This window comes from Holdemania filiformis DSM 12042 (assembly GCF_000157995.1).
GTDB classification, from domain to species: Bacteria; Bacillota_I; Bacilli_A; order Erysipelotrichales; family Erysipelotrichaceae; genus Holdemania; species Holdemania filiformis.
In genome coordinates this window covers 556957-558693 of the sequence record NZ_GG657556.1, presented here as the reverse complement: position 1 = coordinate 558693, position 1737 = coordinate 556957, and the positions used below count along the sequence as shown (strand labels likewise).

The window sequence follows — 1737 nt, the reverse complement described above, 5'->3', positions numbered from 1 at the left end:
CGGGATCCGTTTCCAGATAGGCGCGGATCAAATCCAGACAGGAGCGCAAATTCATCCCATGCAGCGCATCGACCGCCTGCAGCTGATGTTCGCGATCTCCTTTCAAGCCTTCCTCAATCTCCTCCAGACTCATCACCCCAACGCCCGGTTTGCGGTTTTCCGCCGCAAGCAAGCGCAGCTGCCGGTCAAAATCCTGCAGCGCCGGCAGCACGTCGGAAGGCACATAGGGCATCGCCAGCTCCGTATCCACTTTCGCCCGGGCTTCCGGAATGCGGCCCTGGCGGATCAGCTGTGCGATTTCTTCAAGACATTCCGCATAAAATCCTGAACTCATCGTCATCACTCCTTGTTCAAAAATAAAAGAAGGAATCCTTCTTTTAGCTGATCTTATTATAGCACACCCCGCTTGCAGCGGCATGTTTTTTGCCTGTGATCGTACAAAAAAAATCCTTCAACGAAGGACTTTTGTTTTTCCAAAGTGGCGTCCCGGAAGGGACTCGAACCCCTGACCGTGCGCTTAGAAGGCGCATGCTCTATCCAGCTGAGCTACCGGGACATTGTTTTTTATCACGTTTTGAACGCTCAATCATAATATCAAAAACCATCGAAGAATGCAAGCGATTTTGGCATATTTTGTTACCGCTGCCTAGACTTGAGTGCTGCGAAACAGGAACGCCTGAGTGCCTTGGCGCAGCGAGAGAACCTTTGAATCTTTTTATGATCTTTCCTGACTTCCGTGAAAAGAACTCGATGAACGGGTGTAGCCGTCCGCTGTCTGAACACAGTTTAAAGAACACCCACTTTCATCGCTGGCGAAATCGCTGACAAAACGAACCGGCAGGCTACCGGCCGCTCCGGTTCCTCGCCGTTGATCAGTGAAAAGTAAAAGTTGAAAATCAGCGCTCGTTGTTGATTTTCAACTTCTTCCCTGTACACTTGTAAGCCTTCAGTCCCGCGGCCGCGTCCAGTTGACGCGTTCGATACTGACGTCGTTCCCGTCGATTGTAATCACCGCGTAACACGGCGGCGTGCCGTCGCGGTTGCGGGACAGCGCGCCCGGATTCACAAGAATCACGCCGTCGCGCTGCTGGCTGGAAAAGATATGCGTGTGGCCGTAAAACACAAAGTCGCAGCCTTGACGCCGCGCTTTGCTGACCAACATGTCAAGCTGTCCCATATACAGATGATGATGACCATGGACAATCATCATGCGATGATTCTCCAGCTCTAGAATTTTCATCTCCGGATATTCATAATAAAAATCATTGTTGCCCCTGACGCACACATACCCCTGTAAAAACTGCGGCGGCAGTTCGCTGTCCCCGCAATGGATAAACACATCCGCATCCCGATGAAGCTCTAAAATCTGCTCCAGCGGTTCAGTCCGACCGTGGTTATCGCTCACCACTACTATCTTCATTTTACCACCTGTACTTATAATATCAGATTTGCCGCCTTCCTTAAAGCAATATTTGATTGAGAATTAAGGAATTCAGATCGATCGGATCATCGTTGACGCCGCTGAGATTGACCGTGACGCCGTCGACCTGCAGCTGAACCTGGCTGACGCCCAGCGAGCTTTGGATGCTCAGAAGCAGACTGGTAACCAATTCCTCGTTGACCTTCTTTTCCTCATCCAGGATCTCGCCGCTGACATTGATCGTCAACAGCCCCTCATCCAGCGCACAGTCCAGCACTGTTAACGGCGTTTCGGCTAACGGCTGCTTCAACTGACTG

3 protein-coding genes and 1 tRNA gene are annotated in these 1737 nt (G+C 51.2%); all 4 read right to left on the bottom strand.

The features are described 5' to 3' along the window. Nucleotides 1–334 (bottom strand): hypothetical protein (locus tag HOLDEFILI_RS19670; protein WP_039864385.1); only part of this gene is annotated, 334 nt, incomplete at its 3' end. 145 nt (nucleotides 335–479) lie between these two features. After that, nucleotides 480–556: transfer RNA gene (locus HOLDEFILI_RS08505), tRNA-Arg, on the bottom strand. A gap of 390 nt (nucleotides 557–946) precedes the next feature. Continuing rightward, nucleotides 947–1420 (bottom strand): metallophosphoesterase family protein, encoded by a 474-nt coding sequence (locus HOLDEFILI_RS08500; RefSeq protein ID WP_006059184.1) that lies wholly within the window; start codon nucleotides 1418–1420, stop codon nucleotides 947–949. Between the two features lie 40 nt (nucleotides 1421–1460). Continuing rightward, nucleotides 1461–1737, bottom strand: a 277-nt coding sequence (locus tag HOLDEFILI_RS19665) for a GerMN domain-containing protein (protein WP_006059183.1), incomplete at its 5' end; no start/stop codon positions are given.